A 23,068-nucleotide genomic window follows, 5' to 3' on the forward strand; every position below is an offset into this window, starting at 1 on the left:
GCGAATTATAGACAGATCACAGAGGGCGTCAACCGTTATTTTGAACTTTCTTCGATCCTGTCCCGGCAGAGCCTCCAGGACGCGGGATTCGCCTTGTAATCATTGGAATCCGCAGCAGCAACAGGAACGCGCCTATCCCCGCATACAGCGCCCATTCCTTAAGGTCAGCCCTGACAATCCAGAACATGTGCAGCAAGCCCAGCCCCAGAATCACATATATAAGCCGGTGTAGCTTCTTCCAGCGCGCTCCGAGTCGACGCTGACTATAGCGATTGGACGTCACAGCCAAAGCCAGCAGCCCGAGAAACGCCAACGCACCCACGATGATATAGGGACGCTTTACCAACTCTACGCCCAACTGGCCTAAATCCAGCCCGAGGATGAACAGCGCATACATCGTCATGTGCAGCACCACATAAGCAAAACACCACAACCCCAGTTGACGACGGACAACGATCCATCCCGGCCAGCCGGTCAGGCGCTGCAAAGGCGTCATGGACATTGTGATCAGCAACATCACCAGAGTCGCTAGCCCGAAATCTTCTACCAGAACCTTGCCCGGATCAGGCCCCAAGGCAAAGATCCATGCCTGATAGAGCCACCAGACCGGCGCAACGCACGCGGCGAGAAATACAGCCAGACGCCAGAACGGGTATCGCATCAATAGTCCTTCCGCAAATCCATACCGGCATACAAGGCACCCACCTCCTCCTCATAACCGTTGAACATTTTCGTGTCGCGCAGATTCGGACTGAACAGGCCGCTCGGCAAGCGACGCTCTCGGGCCTGAGTCCAACGAGGGTGATCCACCGTCGGGTTAACGTTGGCATAGAAGCCGTACTCATTTGCCGCAATGCTTTGCCATGTGGTCTTCGGCTGCTCACTGACCAGACTGATACGCACAATTGACTTCACACTCTTGAAGCCATACTTCCAAGGGACCACCAAACGCAGCGGCGCGCCGTTCTGATTAGGCAACTCACGCCCATACATGCCCACCGCAAGAATCGCCAATGGATTCATCGCCTCATCCAGCCGCAGTCCTTCTACATACGGCCAGTCGATGAGGGCAAAGTCAGAGCGTTGCCCAGGCATGGACTTTGGGTCTTCAAGCGTTTCGAAGCGAATGTATTTGGCCTTAGAGGTCGGCTCTACCTGCTTAAGCAGTGCAGATATAGGAAAGCCCATCCAGGGAATGACCATCGACCAGGCTTCGACGCAGCGCAGCCTGTAGATCCGCTCCTCCAGCTGATAAGGCTTCATGAAGTCTTCCAGCGCATAGTGGCCCGGCTTGCCGACTTCGCCATCGATCACGACGCTCCACGGTTCGGTCTGCAAGGAACCGGCATTCTTTGCCGGATCGCCCTTGTCGGTACCAAACTCGTAGAAGTTGTTGTAGTGGGTCGCGTCCTTGAACGGCGTGATCGCCTCATCCTTGACGTTGACCGCCTGCCATTTTGTAGAAGGCAGCTTGTCGGCAAACCAGCCCGGCGCTTTCCCGGGCTCTACATCCGCATAGCGCGAAGCGTCTGCAGCGCTTGCCCAGCGTGGCAGTGCCGTGACGGCCAGACCCGCAAGCGAGCCGCCGAGCAATGTACGTCGCGAGAGATAGATGGATTCAGGCGTGACGTCCGACTCTTTGGAGTCGGACGAAGAAGGAAGCTTGATTAGCATGATGACTCCGCAGGCCAGGGAACTGATGCACCAATAGACTACGGAGTATGGTGGAAATTAGATCATTGACTAGGCCTTGCGGCGACGCAATAGATACTGAATCGGTCCAGACAGGGCATAGGCGAGGAATATCAGCAGCAGAATACGTGGCGGATCGCTGAATACCACGGCAAACACCAGCACCACGGCCAGAATCGCAACAAAAGGTACACGCCCTTTCAGGTCCAGCTCCTTGAAGCTGTTGTACTTGATGTTGCTGACCATCAGCATGCCTGCCGCCGCAACCAGCAAGGCCACCAGGAACGACAGCTTCGAACCCTGAATCCCGAAATCACTGAACGCCCAGACCGTGCCGGCCACAACACCTGCCGCAGCCGGGCTAGCCAAACCGATGAAGTAACGTTTGTCAGCCTTGCCGACCTGAGTGTTGAAGCGCGCCAGACGCAATGCCGCGCCCGCAACATAGATGAAGGCGACCATCCAGCCCACCTTGCCCATGTCACCCAATGCCCAACCGAATGCCAGCAACGCGGGTGCCACACCAAAGGCGACCATGTCGGAGAGGGAATCGTACTCGGCACCAAACGCGCTCTGGGTATTGGTCATGCGCGCAACGCGACCATCCAGCCCGTCGAGAACCATGGCGACGAAGATCGCAATGGCAGCGAACGCGAAATACTTGCTCGCGCCAGCGGTATCACCCGCGCTCATCGCGCTTTGTGCGCTCATGGAACTGATGATGGAGTAAAAGCCAGCGAACAGGTTCGCAGTGGTAAACAGGTTGGGCAGCAGATAGATACCGCGATGCCGGACCTGCCGGCCTTCGGCGTCATGCCCTTCTTCCACATGTTCATCGATAGGTAGCAGACTTTCAGCGTCGGAGGCCTTGTTGGGCTCCTCGGGACGTTCGCTCATGGAGATTACCTTGCAGCGGTATGAAAAGGTTCGACAGAGGTCTGCCGCGAGGGTTCGGCGGCAAACGATGCAGCTTTATACCAGAGCCTGACCCATAACGAAAAAACGCGACCGATTGGCCGCGTTTTTTTGCGAAGCTATAGCTTAGTTCTTGTCTTTGTCGACGATTTTGTTCGCAGCGATCCAAGGCATCATCGAGCGCAGTTTCTCGCCGATGATTTCGATGCCGTGGGCAGCGTTGTTACGACGCTTGGCGGTCATCGATGGGTAGCCGGTAGCGCCTTCGCTGATGAACATCTTCGCGTATTCACCATCCTGGATGCGCTTCAGAGCGTTGCGCATGGCCTGGCGGGATTCAGCGTTGATGACTTCAGGGCCGGTCACGTACTCGCCGTATTCGGCGTTGTTGGAGATCGAGTAGTTCATGTTGGCGATACCGCCTTCGTACATGAGGTCAACGATCAGCTTCAGTTCGTGCAGGCACTCGAAGTAGGCCATTTCCGGCGCGTAGCCAGCTTCAACCAGTGTTTCGAAACCAGCTTTTACCAGCTCGACAGTACCGCCGCACAGAACAGCCTGCTCGCCGAACAGGTCGGTTTCAGTCTCGTCCTTGAAGGTGGTTTCGATGATGCCGGTACGGCCGCCGCCAACGCCCGAAGCGTAGGACAGGGCAACGTTCTTGGCGTTGCCGGAAGCATCCTGATAAACCGCGATCAGGTCAGGAATACCGCCGCCCTTGACGAACTCGGTACGTACGGTGTGGCCTGGAGCTTTTGGCGCGATCATGATCACGTCGAGGTCAGCGCGCGGTACAACCTGGTTGTAGTGAATCGCGAAGCCGTGGGAGAACGCCAGTGTTGCGCCCTTTTTCAGGTTCGGCTCGACTTCGTTCTTGTACAGCTGGGACTGAAACTCGTCCGGGGTCAGGATCATGACCAGGTCGGCAGCAGCAACGGCAGAAGCAACATCAGTCACTTTCAGGCCATGAGCCTCGGCCTTGGCGACAGTAGCCGAACCTTTACGCAGGCCAACAGTGACATCAACGCCGGAGTCTTTCAGGTTGCACGCTTGAGCGTGGCCTTGCGAACCGTAACCGATGATGGCGACTTTTTTGCCCTGGATGATCGAAAGGTCACAGTCTTTGTCGTAGAAAACTTTCATGGAAATCCCCTGTTATCTTGGCCGTTCAGGCCATTTGCTTAATTGATTTAAATGCTCAGCACTTTGTCGCCACGGGCAATGCCCGTTACGCCACTGCGTACTGTTTCCAGGATAGCGGCGGTGCCGATGGCCTGAATGAAGCTGTCCAGTTTGTCGCTCGTGCCGCTCAGCTGCACGGTATAAACGCTGGCGGTCACGTCGACGATCTGCCCGCGGAAGATATCCGTGGTGCGTTTGATCTCGGCACGCTGCGCGCCAGTGGCCTTGACCTTGACCAGCATCAGCTCGCGCTCGATGTGAGCGCTTTCCGACAGGTCGACCAGCTTGACCACTTCGATAAGTTTGTTGAGGTTCTTGGTGATCTGCTCGATCACCTCATCATGGCCTACGGTGGTGAGCGTCAGACGCGACAGGGTCGGGTCTTCGGTCGGCGCAACCGTCAGGCTTTCGATGTTGTAGTTGCGCTGGGAGAACAGACCGACGACGCGAGACAATGCACCCGGTTCGTTTTCCAGCAGCAGGGAAATGATATGGCGCATGATTATGTCCGCTCCGTCTTGCTCAACCACATATCGCGCATGGAGCCGTCCTTGATCTGCATAGGGTAGACGTGCTCGGTCACATCGACCTGAATATCCAGGAACACCAGACGATCAGTCATGGCAAAAGCTTCTTCCATCTTCGGATTCAAGTCCTTCAGGTCAGTGATACGCATGCCGACGTGGCCATAGGCTTCGACCAGCTTGACGAAATCAGGCAGCGATTCCATGTAGGAATGCGAGTGACGCGAGCCATAGCTCATGTCCTGCCACTGACGGACCATACCCAGAACACCGTTGTTGAGCAGGATGATCTTCACCGGCAAGCCGTATTGCAGGCAGGTCGACAGTTCCTGAATGTTCATCTGGATACTGCCTTCACCGGTCACACAGGCAACGTGCGCATCCGGAAAGCTCAGTTTGACGCCCATCGCAGCCGGGAAGCCAAAGCCCATCGTGCCCAGACCGCCCGAGTTGATCCAGCGGTTCGGCTTGTTGAAACGGTAGTACTGCGCAGCGAACATCTGATGCTGGCCAACGTCCGAGGTGACGTAAGCGTCGCCCTTGGTGACTTCGCACAGCGTTTCGATAACGGCTTGCGGCTTGATGACCGTGCCATCGCCACGGTTGTACGGGAACAGATCACCCGCACCGCGCCACTCGTCAATCTGCTTCCACCACGCGGCAACGGATGCCTTGTCAGGTGTCTCGCCGATCTCTTTCAAGGTGGCGACCATTTCGGTCAGCACGCTTTCGACAGGACCGACGATAGGCACGTCCGCCTTGATGGTCTTGGAGATCGAAGCCGGGTCGATGTCGATGTGGATAATTTTGGCATTCGGGCAGAACTTGCTGGCGCCGTTAATGACACGGTCATCGAAGCGCGCGCCGACTGCCAGGATCACATCGGTGTGGTGCATCGCAAGGTTGGCGGTGTAGCTGCCGTGCATCCCGAGCATGCCGACGAACTGGCGGTCAGTGCCCGGATAGCAGCCAAGACCCATCAGGGTATTGGTGACCGGAGCGTTGAGCAGTTGTGCCAGTTCGGTCAGTTGCGCCGACGCATTGCCCATGATCACCCCGCCACCAGCGTAGACGATAGGACGCTTGGCCGCCAGCAGCATCTCGACGGCTTTGCGGATCTGGCCGGAATGGCCACGAACCGCCGGGCTGTAGGAGCGCAGCTTGGCTTTTTTCGGAAAGACGTATTCGAATTTCTCGGCCGGGTTGGTCATGTCTTTCGGAATGTCGACTACTACAGGGCCCGGACGACCGGACTGCGCCAGGTAGAAAGCCTTTTTCAGGACTTCCGGGATTTCCGACGGGTGCTTGATCATGAAGCTGTGCTTCACGATCGGCCGGGAGATACCGATCATGTCGGTCTCCTGGAAGGCATCGGTACCCACCAGCGTGCTCGCTACCTGACCAGACAGAACCACCATCGGAATGGAGTCCATGTACGCCGTGGCGATACCGGTAATGGCATTGGTTGCACCTGGACCGGACGTCACCAGCACTACGCCCGCCTTGCCGGTAGCCCGCGCATAGCCATCGGCCATGTGCGTGGCAGCCTGCTCGTGGCGAACAAGGATATGGCTTACCGCCGGTTCTTTGAACAGGGCATCGTAGACATGCAGGAGAGCACCACCCGGGTACCCATAGATATGCTCAACGCCTTCGTCACGCAAAAAGCGGACGACCATTTCAGCGCCAGATAAAAGCTCCACGTTGTTCACCTCTAAAACGCCAGAATACCGCCCACTCCGGGACGGGTCTTAATAGGTTTACTGCCAGCAGAGCATGAGCGACGGTGGTCGCCGACTACGTCAGCACTGACTGAGCAAGTATTGGGAGGTCCCTGAGTGTTGCGGAACATTCCCACCCAGCGCGAGGTAACGCGTTGCGGGTGTTACAGGTCGGCGCGGGTGTGCGCCTCATGATCTACTGAGAGGGTCTGCTTCTGGCAGTCCTTCTACAGCGAACTTTGGATTCTTGTGATTCCCCCCCTTCAAGTCAAGTGATCCGTGCGCTTTCTTGACAGAGGACCGGGGAAATCGCACCGTTTCGGACTGAAATGCACCGTTATGGTAGTTTTCTGTGAGCACAGACTCTCAAGGACACGACATGCATTGGATGATTCTCGCCGCCGCACTGGCCCTCAGCACAACCAGCCAGGCCGCCTCAATCTATAAGTGGGTCGACGCTCAGGGCGTGACGCATTTTGATGCTCAACCCCCCACCGGCCAGCAGGTGCAGGAAATCAATGTGCAGACGCCGCCACCAGCCTCTGCGCCCAGCACTCCTGCGGACGACGGAGCTGCACAGCAACGCGCTATTGACCAGAAAGTCAAAAGTCAGGTGAAGGCTCAGGAAGCGAAACGCGCGGAAAATTGCGAAACCCTGCGCACCAATCTTGCGCAGTTGCAGAACAATCCGCGAGTGCGCGAGCAGGTTGGAGGAGAATCGAGGCGTCTTACGGAAGAAAACCGCAAGACGCGTACCGAAGAAACCGAGAAAGCCATCAGCGAATTCTGTCGCTAGAGGATTGGCTCAGCGAGCGGCCGTAATCAACTGGTCGAACCGTGCCAGATGCTGCTGCAGCAGCCGGGTTTCACTCAGGCGCCCGGCATAGACCATCTCGGCCATCTCCAGAATGCCGGACGCATTGGGCAGCGGCAGGTCACGCTCGAGGATGACTTTCATGCGCGGCAGGAAGATCCATTGCAGCCACTGCGCGAACTCGAGCGTATCGACGCTGAACGGTTCCTGACTGGCAAGCGCCTGCTCGCTGGGCGGCGTCGTATCCCACCAGCCCAGCGCGCGCAACTCGCGCTCTATCAACAGCAACTGCTCGGCCACCTCAGGCAAACGCACGTCCATCAGCGAGCCTTTTGGCGAGCCAGCGCAGCACCGGCCGCGTCACCCTGCTTTTCGCGAGACTGGGCGATCAGCCCCCAAAGGCTGGCCTGAAGGCTGGTACGCCCGTTGGCGTAGGTCAGACCGCGACGAGCCAGTTGCTCGGCCTGGGCTGCGTCGCCCTGAGCCAGACGCACCTGAGCCAGACGATAAAGCACCTGAGGCTCACGCGGGGCGACACGCTGCGCGCGCTCCAGGCTTGAGGATGCGCCGTTGAGGTCGCCACTGCTCTGCTGTTGCTGTGCCGTGGTCAGCAACGCCAGTACCGGCCCGTCAAGCTGCTCGTCCTCTGACAGACCGCCGCCACTGGACGGAATCCCGGTCGGTGCAGAGGCAGCCGGCATGCTGTAACTGTTGTTCGCCGGAGCCGGGCTGATCGGGGCCTGATTGACCGGAGCGGCGTCGACAGGCGGCGTGTTGACACTGAACGGCGCCTGACTGGTCGGCGCAGAGAAGCTCTGCCCCGCATCGGCACCACCCGCGCCCGGCACCATCACCACGACACCCGAATCCTGCGGCACGGCTTGCGGCTGCTGAACCGGGGCGGTGTTGGTTCGGTAAGTGCCATTACGCGACGCTGCCGCGCGCTCGCCGTTGGACACCTTGGAGCTCGAATCCACGACCGGAATCGAGCCGCGTTCCACACTGGCGCAGCCGTTCAGCAAGGCCAGTGCCGTTAAAGCTGGAATCCACCATTTATTCACTTCAAAACCTCGATTGCCTAGTTCAACCAACCCTTGACCCAGTCCATCACCTCAGTGGCAGGTGCCGGAGCGCCGCCGCATGTCGCGCCGGGCTGGGGCTCACTGCCGCGAATATACGGCATCTGCACTGCATTCGGGCAGCTCGAATCAGAACCCTGGCCTGTCTGCGCATCGACCCATGCCTGAACGACGTTATCCGGCATCGCCATGTCCAGCGGCAGCGGATTGGCCTTGCGCATAAAGCTGGTCCAGACCTGCAGGGCACCAGTGGCGCCGGTAAACGGAGTCTTGCCGTTATCGTCACGCCCCATCCACACTACGGCCAGCAGATCCTGACTGAAACCGGCGAACCAGCTGTCGCGCGAGTCATTACTGGTGCCGGTCTTGCCCGCCAGATTCAGCGAGCTTGGCAACACGTTGTAAACAGATTTGCCCGTCCCTTCGCGCATTACCCGCTGCATCGCATTCTGTACCAAATAAATGGCACCTGGGTCGAAACGCTGCTCGATCTTGAACGGATAACGCTTGAGCGGTTCACCTTCGGCGGTCAGCACACTGCGAATACCACGCATCGGCGTATTGAACCCGCCGCTGGCGATGGTCTGGTACATGGTGGCGACTTCCATCGGACTCAAGCCGCCCGCACCCAGCAGCATCGACGGATAAGCAGGCCACTCACGCGTTACGCCCAGTTTGGCCAGTGTCTTGAAGACAGTTGGAATACCCAGCTCAAGGCCCAGCTTGGCAGTCGACAGGTTGTAGGAATGCGCCAGCCCTTGATACAGAAAGATGTTGCCATGCGACTTGTGATCGTAGTTCTGCGGTTTCCAGATCTGGCCATCAGCGCCTTTGACCTGAAACAGTTCGTCGGCAATCCAGCTGGTCAGCGTGTACTGGCTCGGACGTTCCAGTGCGGTCAGGTAAATAGCCGGCTTGACCAGCGAGCCTATCGGACGCACTGCATCGATCGCCCGGTTGAAACCCGAGAACCCGGCCTCGCGACCGCCAATCAGCGCCTGCACCTCACCGGTCTCCGGGTTGGTGACGACCATACCCGCCTCTACTTCATCAACACCCTTGCGCCCGGCGAGCTTTTTGAACGTGTCGTCAATAGCGGCCTGGGACTTCATCTGCAGGATCGGATCAAAGCTGGTAAAGATCCGCAGCCCTTCTTCGGTCAAGTCTTCATCGCGATAGTCTTCGCGTAACTGGCGCTTGACCAGATCCAGAAAAGCCGGGAACGAGCTGTCGGCGAGCGTGCCGGTCTTGGTCACACCCAGTGGCAATTTCTTCGCGGCGGCCACCACTTCGGGGGTTGCCACACCTTGCTGCTCAAACAGGTCAAGCACCAGATTACGACGCTCCAGAGCACGCTCGGGATTGCGGCGCGGGTTGTAGAAGGACGGCCCCTTAACCAGCCCGACCAGCATCGCCACCTGATGAATCTTCAGTTCGGAAAGCGGCTGGCTGAAGAAATACTGACTGGCCAGACCGAAACCGTGCACTGCACGTTGACCGTCCTGACCGACAAACACTTCATTGAGGTAAGCCTCGAGAATTTCCTGCTTGCTGTAATGGATCTCCAGCAAGACCGCCATCATGGCCTCGGTGAGCTTGCGGGTCAGGCTGCGCTCGTTGGTCAGGTAGAAGTTCTTGACCAGCTGCTGGGTCAGCGTACTGCCGCCCTGGCGCATCTGCCCTTGCGAAGTATTCACCCAGATAGCCCGGGCAATGGACTTGGGCGACACGCCGAAGTGGTGATAGAAATCGCGGTCCTCGACCGCCACCAGCCCGTCGAGCAGATACGGCGGTGCCTGATCAAGCTTGATCAGGATCCGGTCTTCGAGGTTCTTCGGGTAAAGCCCGCCGATCAGCAAGGGCTCAAGCCGCGCCACGGCAAGCTTGGCACCATTGCCCGACGACAGGTCGGCGACGTAATCACCGGAAAAGCGCACGCGCACCTGCTGAGCCGCATCAGTGCCTTCGTAGAACTGGAAACCCCGCGTGTTGAGGTCGACGGTATTGCCATTCACCGCCGCAGCGCCAGGACCATTCGCGACGCTTTCGCGGCGATAACCCAAGGCGTCGAGCTCGATGAGAAAATCATCGCGGCTCAGCTTCTGTCCGACGAACAGCTCCAGCGGTCGTGCATAGACCTTGGCCGGAATGGTCCAGCGCTTGCCGGAGAACTTCTCCTGAACGATTGCATCGAGGTAAATGGCCAGGCCGCCCAGCAGAACCAGGCCGACAATACCGAGCTTCAACGCCCAGCCCAGCCACTTGTTCAGGCTGCGAGGAGGTTGCTTTTTAGGAGAACGAGAGGTGCGGGATCGAGTCATGGGCGCGGATTATACGCACTTTAGCAAGGATCGACAGACGCCCGAGTCAGCGGTTTGCAGCCTCGCGCCAAGCGGCCATAATGGCGGCATCGCGTACTTACATTTTGAACACATTCCTGAAGGATCGCCCGTGAGCAAGTCTTTGATCGCTGCCCTGCAGAACCCTGCTCTTTTCCCACATCCGGTGGAAAATTTCCAGCTCATCGAAACGCACATTTCGTGGGTTCTGCTGACTGGCCCGTATGCCTACAAATTCAAGAAGCCGATGAACTTCGGTTTCCTGGATTTTACTACGCTGGCTCTGCGTAAGCATTTCTGCCACGAAGAGCTGCGCCTCAATCAGCGCCTGACCGACGACCTCTACATCGAAGTGCTGCCGATCACCGGCACCGTCGACGCGCCGCAATTGGGCGGCGACGGCGAAGTCATCGAGTACGCCTTGAAGATGAAGCAGTTTTCACAGGACGGCCTGCTCAGCACCCTGCAGGCCAACGGCGAGGTGACCACTGCGCATATCGACGAACTGGCGCGCCAGATCGCAGGCTTCCACCTCAGCTCGCCGCAGGTCGGAACCGAAAGCGAACTGGGCTCGCCAGACAGCGTGATGGCCCCTGTGGTACAGAATTTTGAGCAGATTCGTCCACTGATCAGCGAAAAATCCGACCTGGCACAGCTTGAGGCCCTACAGGCGTGGGCAGAGTCTAGCTTTGCGCGGCTCAAGCCACTGCTGGCTCAGCGCAAGGCCGACGGATTCATCCGCGAATGCCACGGCGACATCCATCTGGGCAACGCGACAGTGATTGACGGCAAGGTCGTGCTGTTTGACTGCATCGAGTTCAACGAACCGTTCCGCAAGACCGACGTGTACGCCGACATCGGCTTCCTGGCAATGGACCTTGAGGACCGCGGCCTGAAATCCCTTTCCCGGCGCCTGATCAGCCAGTACCTGGAAGTCACCGGCGACTACGCAGGCCTGGAACTGCTGAATTTCTACAAGGCTTATCGGGCGATGGTTCGTGCCAAAGTGGCCCTGTTCAGCCAGCCATCCGACGCCGACGGTGTACAGCGCGCAGCGACGCTTCGTCAATACCGCAACTACGCCAATCTGGCCGAAAGCTACAGCGCCATTCCCTCACCGTTCCTGACAATTACTCACGGTGTATCAGCCGTCGGCAAAAGCCATGTCGCAATGCGCCTGGTGGAATCGCTGGGCGCCATTCGCCTGCGTTCGGACATAGAGCGCAAGCGCCTGTTTGCCGGGCGAGATGAAGAGATGTATGGCGCGCAAGCCAACGATGCAACCTATGCACACCTGCACGAACTTGCCGGTATAACCCTTCGCGCAGGCTTCTCGGTAGTGATCGATGCCACCTACCTCAAGCATGGGCAGCGTGATGCAGCGGCAAAAGTCGCCGAAAACACCGGCGTGCCGTTTATGATCCTCGATTGCGAAGCACCACAGGCAGTGATCGCTGGCTGGCTTGCCCAGCGTCAGGCACAGAACAATGATCCTTCCGACGCAACCCTGGAGGTCATCGAGGCCCAGCAGGCCAACCGCGAACTGCTCAGCGCAGAGGAAACGCTGCGCAGCAAGAAGGTTGCCACCCACATCAGCAGTGAGCTGGACAGCCTCATCGACAACCTGCGCCAGCGCCTGCCGGGGCTGTAAAACCGGTACATGGCCGTTGAGCGGGTAATGCTTCACGGTCTCACAATGATGGCGATATAATGGCGCCATAATTCCAACGCAACCACATGTCCGAGGCCATCATGAGCCAGCCCAAACAGATCGACTCACCGCTTTATATGCTGCTGCGCAAAGATGATGTCGAAGGTTTCAACCAGGAGAAACCGCGGACCGGCACAATTGATATGGCCGGGGGTGACTTTCGAGGGCTGGACCTGCGGGCACTGGACACCGCCGGTATCGACTTCACCGACGCCTACTTCCGGTCTGCCGACCTTCGCGGCCTGGACCTGCGGCACACGCCGATGGAAGGTGCGAGTATCGCTCACGCACAGATTTCAGGCGTGTTCTTCCCCGCCGAGCTCTCGGCTGACGAGATTCTGATGTCGGTAAATTTCGGTACGCGCCTGCGCTATCGCACCCGCTAAAACCGTAAAACCTTCGCAGCCTGCATGCGCAATGCATGTCAGGCTGGCGCTGCGTCGCTTCATTTCCGAGACCCCCCCTTTAAATATCGCGGCCATGCGCAGCCAGCCGTTATGCCGTGCAAGGCATTTTTGGCCTATGGATAGCTGTCAGGTGAAGAGCATGGACAGGATCAAAAGAACTGTTGACCTAGAAATGAGAATCGTTATGATTATCACATCCGGTCGCGAGACTGGACGGTAACTGAAAGACCTTGGTTCGGACTTTCAGATTATCTCCTCATCAGGCTAATCACGGTTTTTGACCCGGCTCTTTGCCGGATCTTTTTTGTCCTTCAAAAAGCTGCCCACCGCTCAAAAACCGTTGCCATACGACTCATACAGGCCAAGTCTGGCCAGCAAATCGTCCAGCAAGCTTGAGCCACCCAACCGCACGCGCCCGGCATTCATCCATTGCCGACCAAAACGGGCATGCGTCAGCATCATGTAAAAACGTGCCTCGTCGAACGTCCGGATCCCTCCCGCAACCTTCAACCCCACCTGCCCGCCGACGTCCGCGATAGACTCGAGCATCACCCGTGCAGCCTGCGGTGTAACGTGGGTGGCTGATTTGCCCGTGCTGGTCTTGATAAAGTCGGCACCCGAAACAATCGCATCGCGGCAAGCATTGAGGATCATTTGGGAATCGCGCAGATCGCCGGTTTCAAGTGTCGCGGTGAGTTTGACCCGCCCTGCACACAATGAGCTGCACGCCGATATCATCTCAAGGCCGGGCTGCCGATCTCCACCGAGCAGTGCGCGAAAGGGATACACGACATCTATTTCGTCCGCGCCGGACAGCAACGCGGCGCGAACTTGCGAGGTCACTGACTGAATGTTGCTGCTGCCGTGGGGGAAATTGACTATGGCGACAACCTTGATGTCATGCGCCTGCATACGGTCCAGGGTGGTACGTGCCAGACACACGAAACGCGGCTGCACGAAGACTGCGGCAACCTGCCCCACAGGCGTCCATGCGCGCTGACAAATGCCGACAATGCGCTGCTCCGTATCGTCGGCATTGAGGGCAAACAGCTCAAGCAGCCTTATGACCTGACGCGCCAGCCGCTCATCATCTGCTGTCATCTCTTTCATGGCGTATTCGCTCTGCAAAACATGAGCAGAACGATATACGGGCTTGAAGGCCAGAAGGCGCAAGGACCATGCTCAGAGAAAAAAGCCACAGGAAGACAGGAAAAAACTGACGCAGCCTGTAACAAGCCCCGCGTACGACAACGCGACAACCCAAAGAAGCTGTCAGACTACCCAGGTCAGGCGTCTACACAAAAAACAGGCCTGTGGAGGCTTCTTGAAATTCCTTTGCACCTGCACGAAGCCCAAAGCAGGGGTTTCGAGCTAGGCGAGCACGCATTGCTGGCAGTACGTCGTCAGGGTGAAGTGTTCATCTACAAAAACCGCTGCCCGCATCGCGGTATCGCCCTGGAATGGCAGCCGGATCAATTCCTCGACAGCAGCGCCAGCCTGATCCGGTGCGCAATGCATGGGGCGTTGTTTCTGATCGAGAATGGCGAATGCGTTGCCGGCCCCTGCGAAGGCCAATCATTGACGGCGATCCAGAGCCGTGAAGATGCTGAGGGGATCTGGGTGTCGCTGTCCATGGAGGATGACGAGGGCTGACTCGTCACGCCCAGAACGCTTCAATCCAGCCAGTGCACCTGCAGTCGTCGGTCAATAACAATTTCGTCTGGCGTCAGGTCCACACCGTAGGCAAGAATTTGCACACCAGCGTCAATGGCTTCGCGCAACGCAGCCGCGTAAACCGGATCGATCTCCTTTGCGGGTCGCACGGCGTCGATACCGGTGAGGTTGACGCAATACAACAACACGGCCCGCACGCCCCCGCGCGCCAGCGTGGCCAGTTCACGCAAGTGCCGCGCACCACGCTGGGTAACCGCGTCGGGAAACGCAGCGACACTGGAAGCATCGAAACCCAACGTGACACTTTTCACTTCCAGATACAGATAGCCATCAGGGTATTCAAGGCGAAAGTCCACACGACTCTTTTCCTGCCCGTAGGCCACCTCGCGCTTGAGCGTCGTAAACCCCTCGAGTTCGCTGATAACCCCGGCGCGCAAGGCCTCTTCAACCAGCGTATTGGCTCGCCCGGTGTTGATACAGGCCAGCCTGCCCTGCGGCGTCTCGCTGATTTCCCAAGTGCCCGGCAGCTTGCGCTTCGGGTCACTTGAACGGCTGAACCACACACGCCCACCGGGCATCATGCAGTTGAGCATCGAACCGGTGTTGGGGCAGTGAATGGTCAACAGCTCGCCGCTGTCGGTTTCGATATCAGCCAGAAAGCGTTTGTAACGGGTCAGCAGACGACCCTGTTCAAGCTGCGGAGCAAAGCGCATCAGGCACCCCAGCTACGCAAACCGCGAGCAATTCGCTCGACTGCCTGCTGAAGGCGCGGCAGGCTCTGTGTATAGGCAAAGCGCACATGATGCCCAGCCTGATGGCGACCAAAGTCCAGGCCTGGCGTAAAAGCGACATGCTCGGTTTCCAGAAAATGCCGGCAGAACGCGAAGGCATCGCCACCAAACGCCGAGATGTCGGCGTACAAATAGGATGCCCCTTCCGGCTCGACGGCAATACCGAAACCCAGTTCGCGCAGCGCAGGCAACAGGAAGTCCCGGCGACGGCCGAACTCGGCGCGCCGCTGCTCGAATATTTCAAGTGTCTGAGGCTCAAAGCAGGCAAGCGCGGCATGTTGCGCCATGCTTGGCGCGCTGATGTAAAGGTTCTGCGCCAGTTTTTCCAGATCGGCCACGGCGTCTTGTGGTGCAACCAGCCAGCCGAGGCGCCAGCCCGTCATGCCGAAATACTTTGAAAAACTATTAAGAACAAACGCTTCGTTATCCACCTCCAGCACACTGCTGGCCTCCACGCCGTAGGTCAGGCCATGGTAGATCTCGTCCACCACCAGGTGGCCGTTGCGAGCTTTCAGCGCTTGTGACAAGGCTGCCAGTTCGTCGCGATTCAGCAGCGTGCCGGTAGGATTGGCAGGCGATGCCACCAGTGCGCCGACACTGTTCTGGTTCCAGTGAGCCGCCACCAGTTCGGGATTCAGTTGATAGCGTTCTTGCGGACCGACCGGCACCAGTTGCGCCTCGCCCTCGATCAAACGCAGGAAGTGTCAATTGCAAGGGTAGCCAGGGTCGGCCAGCAACCAATGCTTGCCCGGATCGACCAACAGGCTGCTGGCAAGCAACAACGCGCCCGAACCGCCCGGAGTGACCAGAATGCGCTGGGGATCAATATCAACGCCGTAGCGTCGGGCGTAGAATCCGGAAATGGCTTCGCGCAGTTGCGGAAGACCACGAGCGGCGGTGTAGCGAGTCTTGCCGACTGCCAGCGCCGCCTGGCCAGCCTTGATGATGGGCTGCGCAGTCGTAAAATCGGGCTCGCCGATTTCAAGGTGAATAACGTCATGACCCGCTGCCTGCAGTTCATTGGCACGCGCCAGCAGCGCCATGACATGAAAAGGTTCGATGGCGCGACTACGTGCACTGTAAGGCTGGGGCATGGATATTCCTTTATGGGGGCGGGTATTAAAAACATGATTGTCATGACGACGCGGCATGATTCTACCGAACCGACCGCACTACGGTGCTTTAACGGGCTGAAAAACCCAGCCGTCGAATGCTGAATAAAAGAAAGCTACGACGGTACGCATCGACTAGAGTTCATTTAAGTGAAGGGCAGATGTGAAATAGCCATCTCTATAAGCGGACGGCGTCGTCATGCTCGACAACCGGGAGTAGCGCACTACGATTTGATCTGGTAAGTTCGCCCGCTTGCAGCTGCAGGGCCGACGGGTGTCGGTGATGGAACAATCCTGCGCAATAGATTAGAAGAGTGAGAGGCGGTCCAGACATGCCCACCCCAGAAAAGCAACACAGCCATCTAATCGGCGGCTTTGCACCCTACCCGGAAACAAAGGGTGAGGAGTACATGAGCGAGCCCATGCGCGCGCACTTCACCAAGATCCTGAACAAGTGGAAGCAGGACTTGATGCAAGAGGTCGACCGAACGGTAGACCATATGAAGGACGAAGCAGCCAATTTTCCCGACCCGGCCGACCGTGCCAGTCAGGAAGAAGAGTTCAGCCTCGAACTTCGTGCCCGTGACCGCGAACGCAAGCTGATCAAGAAGATCGACAAGACGCTGCAACTGATCAAGGACGAAGAATACGGCTGGTGTGAATCGTGCGGCGTAGAGATCGGCATTCGCCGTCTTGAAGCGCGCCCGACTGCCGACCAGTGCGTCGACTGCAAGACACTTGCTGAAATCAAGGAAAAACAGGTCGGTAAGTGACCTGGGGCCGCCTTTGACTGAAAAAGACGCTTCGGCGTCTTTTTTTGTGCCTGTTGGAATCACGCCCCTCGTGCCAATACGCGCGTTGACTATCGTGCCGACGCTTCACTTCGGTTCGTCGTTCCGGATTTGCGTCCGATCTTGAATGTGCGGTGCGGCAAAGATCTGTGACGCCGAGCGTCACGCACGGCATTCCTACGCTGGAGCGTGAGGAACGATAATCTCAACTATCGTGCGACGCTCCGCGTCGCATGCCGTTCTGGACGCTCTGCGTCACATGGCAGTTCTGTGATGTCAGGTGGGTTGGATTCTGCTCAAGTCCCCTTTTCGCCCCTCGGCGACCTACTTTGATGGGGCCAAAGTAGGCAAATCCCCTCGCTCCTGTTTCCGGCCCGACTTCGTCGGGTTCCTTCGCCCTGTCACTAACGTCGCAATTTGCGTCGCCAGTGCTACCGCGACCGAAAAGCTTTGCGTTGGCAGCGGCTGCGTGTAGGGCGTGACAGTATTAACTATCGTGCGACGCTCCGCGTCGCATGCCGTTCTGGACGCTCTGCGTCCGGTCTTGGACGAGCAACGCGGCGCAGAGTGAACATCGTCACGAGAGTCCGCGTGAAGACCAACCGCGTTTCGCTTGCCCGCTCAAGCTAGCCACCCGTAACATCCCGCCCATGAAAAAACCGGCCTATATCGGGCGCTTTGCGCCGACTCCCAGTGGTTATCTGCATTTTGGCTCGCTGGTCGCAGCGCTGGCGTCCTATCTGGACGCTCGCGCAGTCGGCGGCCAGTGGCTGTTACGCATGGAAGACCTGGACCCGCCGCGCGAGGTGGCCGGCGCGCAAGCCGCGATTCTTGAAACCCTTGAGCGCTACGGCTTTGAATGGGATGGCGAGATGGCTCGGCAGAGCGAGCGCCATGATGCCTACGCCGAAATACTCCAGCGCTGGTTCAATCATGGCCTGGCCTATGCCTGCACCTGCTCACGCAAACAGCTCGAGCCGTTTGAAGGCGTGTATCCCGGTTTTTGCCGCAATGCGGGACATGCGCCCGAGAATGCCGCAATCCGCATCCGGGTCCCGGAGCTTGAATATCGCTTCGAAGACCGTGTGCAGGGCACATTCAAAATGCACCTGGGACGCGAAAGCGGTGACTTCGTGATCCGCAGGCGCGACGGCCTGTATGCCTATCAGCTCGCCGTGATAATCGATGACGCCTGGCAAGGCGTGACCGATATCGTGCGCGGTGCCGACCTGCTGGACTCGACGCCCCGCCAGTTGTACTTGCAGGAACTGCTGGGCTTGCCCCAGCCACGCTACCTGCATGTGCCGCTGATCACCCAGCCGGATGGCCACAAGCTCGGCAAATCCTATCGCTCGCCACCGTTGCCGGCCGAACAGGCCACCCCTCTGCTGATTCGGGCATTGCGGGCACTGGGGCAACCACTCGATACGCACATGACCGATGGCACCGCGCAGGAAGTGCTTGCCTGGGGAATCCGCCACTGGAACGCCGACCTGATCCCCAGACTACGCAATATTGAAGAAGCCCGGATAGACTGATCCAGAGCGGTCGCCGCAAACTGCGACGCAAGTATGCTTGCAGGTTATCCGGCATCCGTTAACATGCCGCTCCTCATCTACCAGCACAGGGAGACCAGATGTACATATACCGGTTGGTTTTGCTTCTGGTGGTAGGCATCTATCTGTTCTCTCCGGCCATCATGGACTGGTGGATCGATGCGACCGGTGCCTGGTATCGCCCCTACATGCTGTGGCTGATCCTGATCGTGGTGACTTTCATTCTGCAGAGCCAGCGAGATGCCGATGAGCTTTAGTCTGACGCAGATGCTGATGGTCAGCGCCGCCTACCTGCTGGTACTGTTCGGTGTAGCCTGGGTCAGCGAGCACGGCCTTATTCCACGCTGGATCATCCGTCATCCGTTGACCTACACCCTGTCACTGGGCGTGTACGCCAGCGCCTGGGCGTTTTATGGCACGGTCGGCCTGGCCTATCAGTATGGCTACGGTTTTCTGTCCAGCTACCTGGGGGTTTCCGGTGCATTCCTGCTTGCGCCAGTGCTGCTCTACCCGATCCTCAGAATCACCCGCACCTACCAGCTTTCATCGCTGGCCGATTTGTTTGCCTTCCGCTTTCGCAGCACCTGGGCTGGTGCGCTGACCACCGTATTCATGTTGATCGGCGTACTGCCGTTGCTGGCCTTGCAGATTCAGGCAGTGGCCGACTCCATCGGCATTCTGACCCGCGAACCGGTGCAGGATCGGGTGGCCGTAGCGTTTTGCGCGCTGATCACCCTGTTCACTATTTTCTTTGGCTCACGGCAAATCGCAACCCGTGAGAAGCACGAAGGGCTGGTATTCGCCATCGCCTTTGAATCGCTGATCAAGCTGATCGCACTGGGCGGTGTCGGGCTGTACGCCTTGTATGGCGTGTTCGACGGCCCGCAACAGCTGGAACTGTGGCTGTTGCAGAACCAGACCGCCCTCGCCTCGCTGCACACGCCGTTGCAGGAAGGCCCCTGGCGCACCCTGCTGCTGGTGTTCTTCGCCTCGGCGATTGTCATGCCGCACATGTATCACATGACCTTCACTGAAAACCTCAACCCGCGCTCGCTGGTCAGCGCCAGTTGGGGGCTGCCACTGTTTCTGCTGTTGATCAGCCTCGCTGTCCCACTGATCCTCTGGGCCGGGCTCAAACTCGGGGCCACGACCAGCCCGGAATACTTCACCCTCGGGATCGGTATCGCGGCCAACAGCAAGTCGCTGGCCCTGCTCGCCTATATCGGCGGGCTGTCGGCGGCCAGCGGACTGATCATCGTGACTACGCTGGCGCTGTCCGGCATGGCCCTCAACCATCTGGTGCTGCCGCTTTATCAGCCGCCAGCCGAGGGCAACATCTACCGCTGGCTGAAGTGGACGCGACGCGGGCTGATCGTGGCGATCATTGCTCTGGGTTACGGCTTCTACCTGCTGCTCGGTGCCCAGCAGGATCTGGCCAATCTCGGCATCGTCGCTTTCGTTGCGACGCTGCAATTCCTGCCGGGCGTACTGTCGGTGCTTTACTGGCCGACCGCCAACCGGCGAGGCTTCATCGCAGGCCTGCTGGCCGGCATTGCGGTCTGGGCAGTCAGCATGCTGCTGCCGCTGATCGGCAACCTGCAGGGCTTTTATATCCCCTGGCTGAACATGATCTACGTGCTGGACGACACCAGCTGGCACATGGCAGCTATCGCGTCCCTCGCGGCCAACGTGTTGTTGTTCACCCTGATATCCCTGTTCACCAATGCCAGCCCTGAAGAAGTCGGTGCAGCCGAGGCCTGCGCGGTCGATAACGTGCGCCGCCCGCAACGCCGTGAACTGCATGCCGTGTCGCCCCAGGAATTCGCCACCCAACTGGCCAAGCCGCTGGGCGCGAAAGCCGCACAGAAGGAAGTCGAACAGGCGCTGCGCGATCTGTACCTGCCATTCGACGAGCGCCGTCCTTATGCCCTGCGCCGCCTGCGCGACAGGATCGAGGCCAACCTGTCCGGGTTGATGGGGCCAAGTGTCGCCCAGGACATGGTGGAAACCTTCCTGCCGTACAAATCGGGCAGCGAAAAATATGTCACCGAAGACATACATTTTATTGAAAGCCGTCTTGAGGACTACCACTCGCGCCTGACCGGCCTTGCTGCCGAACTCGACGCCCTGCGCCGCTACCACCGCCAGACCCTGCAGGAACTGCCGATGGGTGTGTGCTCGCTGGCCGAAGATCAGGAGATCCTGATGTGGAACAGGGCGATGGAAGAGCTGACCGGCATCGTCGCCCAGCGCGTGGTCGGTTCGCGACTGGAAACCATTGCCGAACCCTGGAAAAGCCTGCTGACCGGCTTTGCCAGCCTGCCCGATGAGCATCTGCACAAGCAGAAACTCGGTCTGGACGGCCAGACCCGCTGGCTCAACCTGCACAAGGCAGCCATCAACGAGCCTCTCGCTCCGGGCAACAGTGGCCTGGTGGTGCTGGTCGAGGACCTGACCGACACGCAGATGCTTGAAGACAAGCTGGTGCACTCAGAGCGGCTGGCCAGCATTGGTCGACTGGCAGCAGGCGTGGCGCACGAGATCGGCAACCCGATCACCGGCATTGCCTGTCTCGCGCAAAACCTGCGTGAAGAGCGTGAAGAAGACGGCGAACTGAAAGAAATCAGCAGTCAGATACTTGAACAGACCAAACGTGTGTCGCGCATTGTCCAGTCATTGATGAGCTTTGCCCACGCGGGGGCTCATCAGCACAGCGACGAGGCCGTTTGTCTGGCTGTGGTGGCTCAGGATGCTATTGGTTTGCTGGCGCTGAACCGGCGCAATTTCGAAGTACACTTCTATAACCTGTGCAACCCCGAACATTGGGCTGTCGGCGACCCGCAGCGCTTGGCACAAGTGCTGATCAACCTGCTCTCCAATGCCCGCGATGCGTCCCCGGCAGGCAGTGCGGTCAGGGTCAGAAGCGAAGTATCCGAGCACACGGTGGACCTGATCGTCGAAGACGAAGGCAGTGGGATTTCAAAGGCAATCATGGACCGATTGTTCGAGCCGTTCTTCACTACCAAGGAGCCTGGCGAAGGAACCGGACTTGGCCTCGCGCTGGTCTACTCCATCGTTGAAGAGCATTATGGACAAATCACTATCGACAGCCCGGCCGATCCCGAGCAGCAGCGTGGAACCCGTATTCGGGTGACCTTGCCACGTCATGTCGACGCGACGTCCACCGTGAACTGAGACCGTCGAGAGAACTGAATCAATGCCGCATATTTTGATCGTCGAAGACGAAACGATTATCCGCTCAGCCCTGCGTCGCCTGCTTGAACGCAATCAGTATGAAGTCAGTGAGGCCGGCTCCGTTCAGGAAGCTCAGGAGCGCTTCAGCATTTCGTCTTTTGATCTGATCGTCAGCGACCTGCGCCTGCCAGGCGCGCCCGGTACCGAACTGATCAAGCTCGGCGAAGGCAAACCTGTGCTGATCATGACCAGTTACGCCAGCCTGCGCTCAGCGGTCGATTCGATGAAGATGGGGGCTGTGGATTACATCGCCAAACCCTTCGATCACGATGAAATGCTGCAGACGGTCTCACGAATTCTGCGTGATCGCCAGACGGTAAAGGGTCTTCAGGACGAGCGTAACGCCCTTGCCAAGGCTAACGGCGCTGAAAAAGGCCCGGCACAGAATAATAATGGCGAGATCGGCATCATCGGTTCTTGCCCGCCCATGCTGGATCTCTACAGCAAGATCCGCAAAGTGGCCCCGACCGATTCCAATGTTCTGGTTCAGGGCGAGTCGGGCACCGGCAAAGAACTGGTCGCCCGCGCCCTGCACAACCTGTCACGCCGTGCCAAGGCGCCGATGATCTCGGTCAACTGTGCGGCCATCCCTGAATCGCTGATCGAGTCTGAATTGTTCGGTCACGAGAAAGGCGCATTCACCGGAGCCAGTGCAGGTCGTGCTGGTCTGGTCGAAGCTGCTGACGGAGGCACGCTGTTTCTCGATGAAATCGGCGAGCTGCCTCTGGAAGCCCAGGCACGCCTGCTGCGCGTTTTGCAGGAAGGCGAGATTCGTCGTGTCGGCTCGGTGCAATCGCAAAAGGTCGACGTACGCCTGATTGCCGCAACCCACCGCGACCTCAAGACACTGGCCAAAAATGGCGAGTTTCGTGAAGACCTGTTCTACCGCCTGCACGTCATCGCCCTGAAACTCCCCGCGCTGCGCGAGCGTGGCAGCGATATTCTGGAAATCGCCCGTGCGTTTCTGGTACGTCAGAGCGCCAAGGTCGGTCGCGACGACCTGAAGTTTTCCCCCGACGCCGAACAAGCCATTCGCCATTACAGCTGGCCAGGCAACGTACGCGAACTGGAAAATGCGGTGGAGCGCTCGGTGATCCTGTGCGAAAATCCGGAAATCACCGCAGACCTGCTGGGCATCGACATCGAGCTCGACGGTCTGGATGACGACGAGTACATGGGCATGGCACCGCTGCCGGGGTCTTCCGGCTCGACGGGCAATGAGCCGGCCGAAGACCTGTCGCTTGAGGACTATTTCCAGCACTTCGTTCTGGAGCATCAGGACCACATGACTGAAACCGAGCTGGCGCGCAAACTGGGCGTCAGTCGCAAGTGTCTGTGGGAACGTCGGCAACGTCTGGGCATTCCGCGTCGCAAGGGCGTCGCCAACGAGACGTAAAAAGCGGTAAAGGCTCTGGCACGCGGTGCGCAGAGCGGGTAGAAACTGTTACCGCAAACACTTCACGTAACAAAAGCCGGGTCTTACGGTAACGCAGACCCGGCGGGAG

The 23,068-nt window shown here is 58.6% G+C and carries 20 protein-coding genes and 1 pseudogene; 9 read left to right on the plus strand and 12 right to left on the minus strand.

What is annotated here, in order from left to right; all coding sequences use genetic code 11:
- Positions 1-28: 28 nt before the first annotated feature.
- From msrQ to AO277_RS25905, 6 genes are all read right to left on the minus strand, one after another.
- Positions 29-661 carry a protein-methionine-sulfoxide reductase heme-binding subunit MsrQ gene (gene msrQ / locus AO277_RS25880; RefSeq protein WP_031598457.1) on the minus strand — a complete coding sequence of 211 codons (633 nt, stop codon included), beginning with the start codon at positions 659-661 and terminating at the stop codon, positions 29-31.
- The gene (gene msrP, locus AO277_RS25885; RefSeq protein WP_044319129.1) at positions 661-1,674 is read right to left on the minus strand and encodes a protein-methionine-sulfoxide reductase catalytic subunit MsrP; all 1,014 of its coding nucleotides are present in this window, start codon (positions 1,672-1,674) and stop codon (positions 661-663) included. The genes msrQ and msrP overlap by 1 nt, the downstream gene beginning before the upstream one ends.
- A gap of 69 nt (positions 1,675-1,743) precedes the next feature.
- The gene (gene pssA / locus AO277_RS25890; protein WP_002552077.1) at positions 1,744-2,589 is read right to left on the minus strand and encodes a CDP-diacylglycerol--serine O-phosphatidyltransferase; all 846 of its coding nucleotides are present in this window, start codon (positions 2,587-2,589) and stop codon (positions 1,744-1,746) included.
- Positions 2,590-2,733: 144 nt separating this feature from the next.
- Positions 2,734-3,750: a ketol-acid reductoisomerase gene (gene ilvC / locus AO277_RS25895; protein WP_002552076.1), complete on the minus strand. Its 1,017-nt coding sequence runs from the start codon at positions 3,748-3,750 to the stop codon at positions 2,734-2,736.
- Between the two features lie 47 nt (positions 3,751-3,797).
- Positions 3,798-4,289, minus strand: a complete 492-nt coding sequence (ilvN, locus tag AO277_RS25900; RefSeq protein ID WP_002552075.1) for an acetolactate synthase small subunit — start codon at positions 4,287-4,289, stop codon at positions 3,798-3,800.
- A gap of 2 nt (positions 4,290-4,291) precedes the next feature.
- Positions 4,292-6,016, minus strand: a complete 1,725-nt coding sequence (locus tag AO277_RS25905) for an acetolactate synthase 3 large subunit (protein WP_044319136.1) — start codon at positions 6,014-6,016, stop codon at positions 4,292-4,294.
- Positions 6,017-6,413: 397 nt separating this feature from the next.
- Here AO277_RS25905 and AO277_RS25910 point away from each other — a divergent pair, with 397 nt between their 5' ends.
- The gene (locus AO277_RS25910) at positions 6,414-6,830 is read left to right on the plus strand and encodes a DUF4124 domain-containing protein (RefSeq protein ID WP_044319130.1); all 417 of its coding nucleotides are present in this window, start codon (positions 6,414-6,416) and stop codon (positions 6,828-6,830) included.
- A 9-nt stretch (positions 6,831-6,839) separates the two neighbouring features.
- Here the strand turns inward: AO277_RS25910 and AO277_RS25915 are convergent, their stop codons facing one another.
- From AO277_RS25915 to mrcB, 3 genes are read right to left on the minus strand one after another with little or no spacing between them, the layout of a single operon-like run.
- Entirely contained in the window at positions 6,840-7,169 is a 330-nt protein-coding gene (locus tag AO277_RS25915; RefSeq protein ID WP_002552072.1) for a YqcC family protein, read from the minus strand.
- The gene (locus AO277_RS25920) at positions 7,169-7,909 is read right to left on the minus strand and encodes a tetratricopeptide repeat protein (protein ID WP_004658615.1); all 741 of its coding nucleotides are present in this window, start codon (positions 7,907-7,909) and stop codon (positions 7,169-7,171) included. The genes AO277_RS25915 and AO277_RS25920 overlap by 1 nt, the downstream gene beginning before the upstream one ends.
- A gap of 17 nt (positions 7,910-7,926) precedes the next feature.
- Positions 7,927-10,248 carry a penicillin-binding protein 1B gene (gene mrcB / locus AO277_RS25925; RefSeq protein ID WP_044319131.1) on the minus strand — a complete coding sequence of 774 codons (2,322 nt, stop codon included), beginning with the start codon at positions 10,246-10,248 and terminating at the stop codon, positions 7,927-7,929.
- A 130-nt stretch (positions 10,249-10,378) separates the two neighbouring features.
- On the opposite strand from mrcB, the gene AO277_RS25930 reads away from it, so the two are divergent.
- Complete coding sequence (locus AO277_RS25930; RefSeq protein ID WP_044319132.1) at positions 10,379-11,917, plus strand: bifunctional aminoglycoside phosphotransferase/ATP-binding protein; 1,539 nt, start codon at positions 10,379-10,381, stop codon at positions 11,915-11,917.
- 101 nt (positions 11,918-12,018) lie between these two features.
- The gene (locus AO277_RS25935; protein ID WP_002552068.1) at positions 12,019-12,363 is read left to right on the plus strand and encodes a pentapeptide repeat-containing protein; all 345 of its coding nucleotides are present in this window, start codon (positions 12,019-12,021) and stop codon (positions 12,361-12,363) included.
- A 351-nt stretch (positions 12,364-12,714) separates the two neighbouring features.
- Here the strand turns inward: AO277_RS25935 and deoC are convergent, their stop codons facing one another.
- Complete coding sequence (gene deoC / locus AO277_RS25940) at positions 12,715-13,494, minus strand: deoxyribose-phosphate aldolase (protein ID WP_044319137.1); 780 nt, start codon at positions 13,492-13,494, stop codon at positions 12,715-12,717.
- 219 nt (positions 13,495-13,713) lie between these two features.
- Here deoC and AO277_RS25945 point away from each other — a divergent pair, with 219 nt between their 5' ends.
- Positions 13,714-14,037 (plus strand): Rieske (2Fe-2S) protein, encoded by a 324-nt coding sequence (locus AO277_RS25945; RefSeq protein WP_080899277.1) that lies wholly within the window; start codon positions 13,714-13,716, stop codon positions 14,035-14,037.
- 20 nt (positions 14,038-14,057) lie between these two features.
- Here the strand turns inward: AO277_RS25945 and sfsA are convergent, their stop codons facing one another.
- Complete coding sequence (gene sfsA / locus AO277_RS25950; RefSeq protein ID WP_044319133.1) at positions 14,058-14,771, minus strand: DNA/RNA nuclease SfsA; 714 nt, start codon at positions 14,769-14,771, stop codon at positions 14,058-14,060.
- Positions 14,771-15,943: pseudogene (locus AO277_RS25955) on the minus strand (pyridoxal phosphate-dependent aminotransferase). The gene sfsA and the pseudogene AO277_RS25955 overlap by 1 nt, the downstream one beginning before the upstream one ends.
- A 350-nt stretch (positions 15,944-16,293) precedes the next feature.
- On the opposite strand from AO277_RS25955, the gene dksA reads away from it, so the two are divergent.
- The 5 genes from dksA to AO277_RS25990 all read left to right on the plus strand — a co-directional run bounded on the left by dksA (position 16,294) and on the right by AO277_RS25990 (position 22,959).
- Positions 16,294-16,734: an RNA polymerase-binding protein DksA gene (gene dksA, locus AO277_RS25960; RefSeq protein ID WP_002552063.1), complete on the plus strand. Its 441-nt coding sequence runs from the start codon at positions 16,294-16,296 to the stop codon at positions 16,732-16,734.
- A gap of 668 nt (positions 16,735-17,402) precedes the next feature.
- Positions 17,403-18,290: a tRNA glutamyl-Q(34) synthetase GluQRS gene (gluQRS, locus tag AO277_RS25975; RefSeq protein ID WP_002552061.1), complete on the plus strand. Its 888-nt coding sequence runs from the start codon at positions 17,403-17,405 to the stop codon at positions 18,288-18,290.
- A gap of 98 nt (positions 18,291-18,388) precedes the next feature.
- Positions 18,389-18,565: a hypothetical protein gene (locus tag AO277_RS25980; RefSeq protein ID WP_002552060.1), complete on the plus strand. Its 177-nt coding sequence runs from the start codon at positions 18,389-18,391 to the stop codon at positions 18,563-18,565.
- Entirely contained in the window at positions 18,549-21,503 is a 2,955-nt protein-coding gene (locus tag AO277_RS25985; protein ID WP_099259155.1) for a sensor histidine kinase, read from the plus strand. The genes AO277_RS25980 and AO277_RS25985 overlap by 17 nt, the downstream gene beginning before the upstream one ends.
- A gap of 22 nt (positions 21,504-21,525) precedes the next feature.
- Positions 21,526-22,959 carry a sigma-54-dependent transcriptional regulator gene (locus AO277_RS25990; protein ID WP_044319135.1) on the plus strand — a complete coding sequence of 478 codons (1,434 nt, stop codon included), beginning with the start codon at positions 21,526-21,528 and terminating at the stop codon, positions 22,957-22,959.
- Positions 22,960-23,068: the final 109 nt, after the last annotated feature.

It is taken from the genome of Pseudomonas amygdali (assembly GCF_002699855.1).
Classification (GTDB): domain Bacteria; phylum Pseudomonadota; class Gammaproteobacteria; order Pseudomonadales; family Pseudomonadaceae; genus Aquipseudomonas; species Aquipseudomonas amygdali.

Coding starts and splice junctions, on each gene's coding strand:
- msrQ (WP_031598457.1), bottom strand. CDS start 661: ATGCGATACCCGTTCTGGCGTCTGGCTGTATTTCTCGCCGCGTGCGTT.
- msrP (WP_044319129.1), bottom strand. CDS start 1,674: ATGCTAATCAAGCTTCCTTCTTCGTCCGACTCCAAAGAGTCGGACGTC.
- pssA (WP_002552077.1), bottom strand. CDS start 2,589: ATGAGCGAACGTCCCGAGGAGCCCAACAAGGCCTCCGACGCTGAAAGT.
- ilvC (WP_002552076.1), bottom strand. CDS start 3,750: ATGAAAGTTTTCTACGACAAAGACTGTGACCTTTCGATCATCCAGGGC.
- ilvN (WP_002552075.1), bottom strand. CDS start 4,289: ATGCGCCATATCATTTCCCTGCTGCTGGAAAACGAACCGGGTGCATTG.
- AO277_RS25910 (WP_044319130.1), top strand. CDS start 6,414: ATGCATTGGATGATTCTCGCCGCCGCACTGGCCCTCAGCACAACCAGC.
- AO277_RS25915 (WP_002552072.1), bottom strand. CDS start 7,169: ATGGACGTGCGTTTGCCTGAGGTGGCCGAGCAGTTGCTGTTGATAGAG.
- mrcB (WP_044319131.1), bottom strand. CDS start 10,248: ATGACTCGATCCCGCACCTCTCGTTCTCCTAAAAAGCAACCTCCTCGC.
- AO277_RS25935 (WP_002552068.1), top strand. CDS start 12,019: ATGAGCCAGCCCAAACAGATCGACTCACCGCTTTATATGCTGCTGCGC.
- deoC (WP_044319137.1), bottom strand. CDS start 13,494: ATGAAAGAGATGACAGCAGATGATGAGCGGCTGGCGCGTCAGGTCATA.
- sfsA (WP_044319133.1), bottom strand. CDS start 14,771: ATGCGCTTTGCTCCGCAGCTTGAACAGGGTCGTCTGCTGACCCGTTAC.
- dksA (WP_002552063.1), top strand. CDS start 16,294: ATGCCCACCCCAGAAAAGCAACACAGCCATCTAATCGGCGGCTTTGCA.
- gluQRS (WP_002552061.1), top strand. CDS start 17,403: ATGAAAAAACCGGCCTATATCGGGCGCTTTGCGCCGACTCCCAGTGGT.
- AO277_RS25980 (WP_002552060.1), top strand. CDS start 18,389: ATGTACATATACCGGTTGGTTTTGCTTCTGGTGGTAGGCATCTATCTG.
- AO277_RS25985 (WP_099259155.1), top strand. CDS start 18,549: ATGCCGATGAGCTTTAGTCTGACGCAGATGCTGATGGTCAGCGCCGCC.
- AO277_RS25990 (WP_044319135.1), top strand. CDS start 21,526: ATGCCGCATATTTTGATCGTCGAAGACGAAACGATTATCCGCTCAGCC.